Source organism: Nocardioides sp. (genome assembly GCF_036503465.1).
Taxonomy (GTDB): Bacteria; Actinomycetota; Actinomycetes; order Propionibacteriales; family Nocardioidaceae; genus Nocardioides.
In genome coordinates this window covers 1-7,089 of record NZ_DASXWU010000097.1, presented here as the reverse complement: position 1 = coordinate 7,089, position 7,089 = coordinate 1, and the positions used below count along the sequence as shown (strand labels likewise).

General features: G+C 71.2%; 6 protein-coding genes and 1 pseudogene. 4 read left to right on the top strand and 3 right to left on the bottom strand.

Going from position 1 to position 7,089, the window contains the following annotated elements; all coding sequences use genetic code 11:
- Together VGK78_RS18530 and VGK78_RS18525 are read right to left on the bottom strand one after the other, a co-directional pair.
- Window positions 1–466: hypothetical protein (locus VGK78_RS18530; protein WP_331529210.1), on the bottom strand; the 466-nt coding region annotated here is incomplete at its 3' end.
- A complete protein-coding gene (locus tag VGK78_RS18525) occupies window positions 447–1,592 on the bottom strand; it encodes a hypothetical protein (protein WP_331529209.1) in 1,146 nt (381 codons plus the stop codon). The genes VGK78_RS18525 and VGK78_RS18530, both read right to left, overlap by 20 nt.
- A gap of 148 nt (window positions 1,593–1,740) precedes the next feature.
- Between VGK78_RS18525 and VGK78_RS18520 the strand changes: the two genes are divergently transcribed.
- The 3 genes from VGK78_RS18520 to VGK78_RS18510 are packed head-to-tail and all read left to right on the top strand — an operon-like array spanning window position 1,741 to window position 4,739.
- On the top strand, window positions 1,741–3,444 hold the full coding sequence (locus VGK78_RS18520) for an MDR family MFS transporter (protein WP_331529208.1): 1,704 nt from the start codon (window positions 1,741–1,743) through the stop codon (window positions 3,442–3,444).
- A gap of 57 nt (window positions 3,445–3,501) precedes the next feature.
- The gene (locus VGK78_RS18515) at window positions 3,502–4,485 is read left to right on the top strand and encodes a TIGR03086 family metal-binding protein (RefSeq protein ID WP_331529207.1); all 984 of its coding nucleotides are present in this window, start codon (window positions 3,502–3,504) and stop codon (window positions 4,483–4,485) included.
- Window positions 4,486–4,529: 44 nt separating this feature from the next.
- Complete coding sequence (locus VGK78_RS18510) at window positions 4,530–4,739, top strand: hypothetical protein (RefSeq protein WP_331529206.1); 210 nt, start codon at window positions 4,530–4,532, stop codon at window positions 4,737–4,739.
- A 4-nt stretch (window positions 4,740–4,743) separates the two neighbouring features.
- On the opposite strand, the gene VGK78_RS18505 is transcribed toward VGK78_RS18510, so the two are convergent.
- Window positions 4,744–5,943: an amidohydrolase family protein gene (locus VGK78_RS18505; protein WP_331529205.1), complete on the bottom strand. Its 1,200-nt coding sequence runs from the start codon at window positions 5,941–5,943 to the stop codon at window positions 4,744–4,746.
- A 98-nt stretch (window positions 5,944–6,041) separates the two neighbouring features.
- Here VGK78_RS18505 and VGK78_RS18500 point away from each other — a divergent pair.
- Window positions 6,042–7,089: pseudogene (locus VGK78_RS18500) on the top strand (B12-binding domain-containing radical SAM protein); the annotation flags it as partial.

Here is a 7,089-nt window from a genome sequence, read left to right as displayed (position 1 = left end):
CCTGTCGGAAGATCGCGTCGTGGTCCTCCTGCGCCTCGACCCGGGCGCGGAAGATGTCGTCGGAGACCTCGTCGGGGTCGATCCCGACCTCGAGCGCCTCGTCGGGGACCTTCGCCGGTGGCAGGTCGGCCTCGGCGAACTGCCGACGCGCGGTGCGTAACGCGTCGTCGAGGAACGCCGCGCCCTCGGGCCCGCCGCGGTGGGCGAAGACGTCGTCCCACGTCACCCTGCCGGCGGCGACCAGGCGCGCCACCCGGCGCAGCGACTCTGGCGCCGCCGGGCTGCCGGCCGCCCGCTCCAGCAGGGCTCGGGTCTCGGGGTCGATCCCACACGACCGGCGTTCGGCGAGGAACTCCTCGTTGTCCCGGAGCTCATCGTCGACGCGGTGGGTCTCCGCACGCAGCGGCTCCAGGACGGCGTCGATCGCCCGCCGGCCGTCGGCCGGGTCAGGCGATCGCGGGATCACTCGGCCCACCGTAGGGACTGGTCGGGGTGTCGCCCAGGTGGGAGAGGTGGTCGAGGTGCTCGGGGACCGAGCCGACGGCGCCGACGAGATCCCTGAGCTCGGTCACCTCGTGGTCGACGGCCTCGGGGATGTGGGTGGCCAGGTGGTAGAGATCGGCCAGCTGGCAGAAGCCCTTGACGGCGAGGTCTGCGGCCTGGATCACGTGCTTGACCAGCATCACGATCTTGTACGCGCGGTAGAACGCGACCAGCGCCTCCTCGCACTTCTTCGCGGCCACCGCTTCGCCGACGCCGCACCACCAGGCGGCGGCCAGGGCCGCGGCGCCGATCTCGACGTCGTGGACCACGCTCTCCAGCAGGTGGACGCACTGCCGGTACAGCGTCTCCCACTTCTCGGCGAGCTGGCCGAGGGCGTACTGGATCGCCAGCGGGATCTCCGACTCGGCGTGCAGCCCGTTGCCGAGGCGTACGCCGTACTCGTGGAAGCTGGTCGCTGCGACGCCGTCCCAGACGCCGTCCACGTTGGCGGTGTTGGCGAGCACGTCGTCGCCGTGGGCCTGGAGCATCCGCGAGACGTCGGCCCACGACTCGCCGCGGGAGGTGAGCGTGGTCCAGTTGCCGACGATCGTGTCGATCGGCTCGGTGATGTGGTGGCCGGTGAACTTGTGGAACACCCAGTCGATGGTGCGGACGTCGGCGTCCATGCCCTCGCGGATCTTCTTCGCCGGGTCGTGCTCGATCCCGTGGCAGCCGGCGTAGACGTGGTGCTCGGACCACGCGCCGCCGGATCCGATCGGGGTGTCCGGCTGGTGCCCGACGTGGACGGCCCTCGCGTCCATCGCCCGAGCCACGGTGAGGTCGACCGTCGCGTAGTCGTCGGCCGTGGCGACCAATGCCGTGCCGGTGCCGGCGACCACCCGGGACAGGTCGTCGTAGTGGCCGCCGAACACCCTCGCGGTCTGATGGATGGCCGGCGCGATCAGGTCGAGGAGTCCGTCCATGTCGGCGGTCTGCCCCGCCTCGAGCCGGGTCGCGTCGCCGGTCGCGCCGATGTTGTCGGTGCCGAAGGTGGTGAAGTGCGCGCCGAACGCCCGCAGCTGGGGGATCTCGACCTGAAGCTCGGCCATGGCCCGTCCTCCGCGTGATCCGAGTCCTGTGCGTCCGGTCTGGGCGCGACGGTCTTCAGGCTCCCCCGGAAGCAGGCCGGCCAAACCGGGGGCCGATCGGCGTGAGAATTTCATCGGTTGCCTCGGGCAACCGTTAGGATGGGGGGCAATGTCCAGCCCAGCGCAGCAGCCCGCCTCCACCGCCCCCTCCGAGACCGGTGAGTACTCCCACCGGCAGATCCTCACCATCATCACCGGACTGATGATGGGAATGTTCCTCGGCGCCCTCGACCAGACGATCGTGTCGACGGCGATCCGCACCATCTCCGACGACCTCAACGGGCTGTCGGTGCAGGCGTGGGTCACCACGGCGTACCTGATCACCTCGACCATCGCGACGCCGATCTACGGCAAGCTCGGCGACATCTACGGCCGCAAGAAGCTGTTCATGTTCGCGATCTCGCTGTTCATCGCCGGGTCGGCGTTGTGCTCGTTCGCCACCTCGATGTACATGCTGGCGGCCTTCCGCGCGGTGCAGGGCATCGGCGCAGGCGGCCTGTTCACCCTCGTCCTCGCGATCATCGGCGACATCGTGTCCCCGCGCGAGCGGGCTCGCTACACCGGCTACTTCATGGCCACGTTCGGTACGTCGAGCGTCCTCGGCCCGGTGATCGGCGGCTTCTTCGCCTCCCACGCGGTGATCCTCGGCCTGACCGGCTGGCGCTGGGTCTTCCTGGTCAACGTGCCGATCGGCATCGCCGCGCTCTTCGTCGTCTACCGCACCCTGCACGTCCACCACCACCGGCGCGAGGCCCGGATCGACTGGTGGGGTGCGGCCACCCTGGTGATCACCCTGGTGCCGCTGCTCACCGTGCTCGAGCAGGGGCGCGAGTGGGGCTGGACGTCCGGCCGGTCCCTCGCCTGCTTCGTGATCGCGGCGGGTGGGCTCTCGGCGTTCGTGGCGGTGGAGAGCCGGATGCACGACGCGGCGCTGATCCCGATGCGGATGTTCCGGGCCCGCCCGATCTCGGTGGGGATCGGTGCCAGCCTGGTCGTCGGCATGGCGATGTTCGGCGGGATCATGATCCTGCCGCTGTACATGCAGATCGTGCACGGCGCGACGCCGATGGAGTCCGGCTTCCTGATGCTGCCGATGGTGGTCGGGATGATGAGCGCCTCGATCATCTCCGGCCAGGTGATCTCCCGGACCGGGCACATCCGCGGCTTCCCGATCTTCGGCTCCGGCCTGGCGGCGCTCGCGATGCTGCTGCTCAGCCGGATCACGGCCGACACCAACCTGGTGCTGGTGATGGGGCTGATGCTGCTGCTCGGCTACGGCCTGGGCAACTGCATGCAGCCGCTGCTGCTGATCCTGCAGTCGGCGGTTCCGCCACGCGACATCGGCGTCGCCACCGCCGCGGCGACGTTCTTCCGGCAGATCGGCGGCACCATCGGGGTCGCCATCTTCATCACGCTGCTGTTCTCGACGGTCGGCGGCAACATCCACAGCGCCGTCGCCGAGCAGAGCCACAGCACGACGTTCCGGGCAGCCGTCGCCAAGGCCGCGAACAGCACCGACCCGGTCGAGCGCGGGGTCGCGCAGTCGATCCTCCACCCGAGCCACCACGGCGCTGTGGCGCAGGTGCAGGACGACTCGTCGTTCATCCAGCGGCTGGACTCCACGCTCGCCCACCCGTTCAAGGCCGGCTTCGCCGACTCGATGGACCACGTGTTCCTGCTGGCCGGGCTGCTGATGCTGCTCGGGTTCCTGGTGCTGTGGATGATGCCCCACGTCGAGCTCCGCGCGACCTCCGCCGCCGCCGCGGTGCGATCCGAGGCGGCGCCGACCGCGCCGGTGACCGACCAGATCTGAATCCGTCACACATAGGTCACCTCTGGATCGTTCCCACCCCGTCGGCCCGGTGCCAGCATGGAGGTCCTGGCCCCACGCGAGCGTCTCGGGCCGGGCGGGGCCGCCGAGTGGCGGGAGACGCCGATGGACCTGAACACCCTGTACCACCGCACCGTCGAGGCCTGGGCCGACCGGGTCAACGCCGTGGCCTCCGACCAGTGGGACGGCCCCACGCCGTGCCGCGGCTGGACGGTGCGTGAGCTCACCAACCACGTCGTCGGCGAGGACCTGTGGACCGCGCCCCTGGTGAACGGCAGCACGATCGCCGAGGTCGGCGACCGGTTCGACGGGGACCTGGTCGGCGACGACCCGGCCCGGGCCGCGCTCGACGCGGCGATGGAGGCGACCAAGGCGGTGGCCGATCGGCTGCCCGACGGCGGCACCGTGCACCTGTCGTACGGCGAGGAGCAGCTTTCCGAGTACGTCCACCAGCTCGCCGCCGACCACCTCGTCCACGGCTGGGACCTCGCGGCGGCCACCGCCGGTGACACCCGGCTCGACCCGCACCTGGTCGCCGAGGTCGCGGCCTGGTTCACCCCGCGCGAGGAGATGTACCGCGGCGGTGGTGCGATCGGGCCGCGCGGCGTCTCGCACGGTGGTGCCCAGGGCGACCTGCTCGCGGCGTTCGGCAGGGACGCCGAGTGGGGTCCGACCCATGCCGCCCTCGCGGGCTTCTCGTCGGCGTTCGGCACCGGGGACGTCGACGCGATCATGGCGCTGATGGCCGACGACTGCGTCTTCGAGGCCACCGGCCCGGCGCCGGACGGCGTACGCCACGAAGGTGCCGACGCCGTCCGCGCGGTCTGGGTCGACCTGTTCGAGCAGACCCGGGACGCGTCGTTCACCGAGGAGGAGTCGTATGCCGGCGGCGACCGCGGCGTGCTGCGCTGGCGGTTCGACTGGGTGGGCGACGACGGGACGCCGGGCCACGTGCGTGGCGCCGACGTGCTCCGGTTCCGTGACGGGAAGGTCTGCGAGAAGCTGTCCTACGTCAAGGGCTGAGCGCCTCGGCGCTGTGCAGCGGCGGCTGTGTTTGGATGGGCGCCATGAGCAGCTCGGACTCGATCGACGCCTCCTCCGACATCCCGGAGCAGCCGGAACACTCCTCGGACCTCGATCCCGCGATCGCCGAAGCGGTCGACGGGGTGACCAACCGGTTCGGCACGGAGGGCCTCGAGCAGATGATCGCGTACGCCGAGAAGTCGCTGGCCGAGGCGCGGGCCGCGCTCGAGGAGCTGGGCGAGTCGGGCGCGTAGACCGTCAGATCGGCACCCCACGCACCCGGACGGCACGCGGACGGGCCAGGGCGGTGAGGTCCGACTCCAGATCGCCGTCGACCACGAGCAGGTCCGCCGCCAGCCCCGCGGCCAGCCGTCCGGTCGTCGCGGTCAGCCGGCAGTCGTCCGCCGCGACGGAGGTGGCGGTCGCCAGGGCCTCGGCGGCGGAGAAGCCGGCTGACTCCAGCTGGACCACCACGCGCCACAGGGAGCCGTGCGGCTTGGGCGGCGTGGCGCCGGCGTCCATGCCGCTGACGATGCGGACGCCGAGCTCGCGCATCCGCGTGATCTGGCCGGCGCGACCACGCAGGACGTCGATCGGGCTCACGTGGAAGCGCTCGACGAGCGCGCGCATGTTCGGCGGGAGCTGGTCGGCGGGCGGGACGCGGTCCGGGTCCATGCCCCAGGTGGGGTCGACGGTGACGTCTCGCGCGGCGATCTCCCGGAACAGGTCCTCGGGCACCGCCAGTCCAGCCGCGGACAGGCAGGTCGCGTGCTCGAGGCCGTCGACCCCGGCCGCGACGGCGTGACGGACGCCGGCCTCGGAATGGGCGTGCGCCACGATGCGCAGCCCCGCCGTGTGGGCCGCCTCGGCGGCGGCCCGCAGCTCCTCGGGGGTGAACTGCACCCCGAGCACGTCGCTCTCGGCGGTGAGCATCCCACCGCTCGCCATCACCTTGACCAGGTCCACGCCACGCTCGGCGTGCTCGGCCACCCGACTCCGGACCTCGTCGACGCCGGTGACCGCTCCGCCGAGGTAGTGGCAGTGACCGCCCGGCACGGTGATCGGCGGCCCGGCGGCCACGATCCGTGGCTCACCCGGGCCGCGTCGGTCGCGCGCGACGAGAGTCCGGTACCGCACGTCGCCCAGGTCGCGGACCGTGGTCACCCCGGCGGCAGCCTGGGCGCGCAGCGTGCCGGTGATGGTGGTGTCGAGCTCGTCGTCGGACATCGAGCCCGCTCGCTCCAGGCCACCGAACGTCGCGTCCCCGACGAGGTGGACGTGCGCATCGATGAGACCGGGCAGCAGGGTGCCGTCGTACGTCGTGACCTCGACGCCGTGCGGCACGTCGTACGCCAGAGGCTCGACGCCGGCGATGCGGTCACCGTCCAGCAGGAGGGTGACGCCGCCCGGACGGAAGCGCTCCCCGTCGAAGCAACTGGCGGCCTTGAGCGCTTCCACGCAGGAGAGTCTCCTCGGCGGCGATACCGGCCGCATCAGCCTTGCGGCGTACCCTGGGATGTTCGTCCACCCAGCGTGTCACCTGTGAGGTCCGACCTTTGTCCGCGAGCGTCTTCTCCCGGCTCGAGCCCCGGTTGCCGTCGGTGTCCAAGCCGATCCAGTACGTCGGTGGCGAGCTGAACTCCACCGTCAAGGACTGGGACTCGGTCGAGGTGCGGTGGGCGCTGATGTACCCCGACGCCTACGAGGTCGGGCTGCCCAACCAGGGCGTGCAGATCCTCTACGAGGTGCTCAACGAGCGTGACTGGATCCTCGCCGAGCGGACCTACGCCGTGTGGCCCGACATGGAGCGGGTGATGCGGGAGGGTGACGCGCTCGGGGAGATCCCGCAGTTCACCGTCGACGCCCACCGGTCGGTGCGTGACTTCGACCTGTTCGGGATCAGCTTCTCCACCGAGCTCGGCTACACCAACCTGCTCAACGCCCTCGACCTGGCCGGCGTCGCGCTGCACGCGGTCGACCGCGAGGACGACGACCCGGTCGTGATCGCCGGCGGACACGCGGCGTTCAACCCCGAGCCGATCGCGGACTTCGTCGACGCCGCGGTGCTCGGCGACGGCGAGGAGGTCGTGCTCGCGATCTCGGAGGTCGTGCGCGAGTGGAAGGGGGAGGCGTGCCCCGGCGGGCGTGACGAGCTCTTGCGCCGGCTCGCCGTCTCGGAGAACGTCTACGTCCCGAAGTTCTACGACGTCACCTATGCCGGCGACGGCACCATCGAGGCCGTGGTGCCCAACCGACCCGGCATCCCGTTCCGCGTCCGCAAGCACACGCTGATGGACCTCGACCAGTGGCCCTACCCGGCCAAGCCGCTGGTGCCGTTGGCCGAAACGGTGCACGAGCGGTTCTCGGTCGAGATCTTCCGCGGCTGCACCCGCGGCTGCCGCTTCTGCCAGGCCGGCATGATCACGCGACCCGTGCGGGAGCGGTCGATCGAGACGATCGGCGCGATGGTCGAGAACGGGATCCGGCAGACCGGGTTCGAGGAGGTCGGGCTGCTCTCACTGTCGAGCGCCGACCACTCCGAGATCGCCGAGGTCGCGACCGGGCTGGCCGACCGCTACGAGGGGTCGAGCGTGTCGCTCAGCC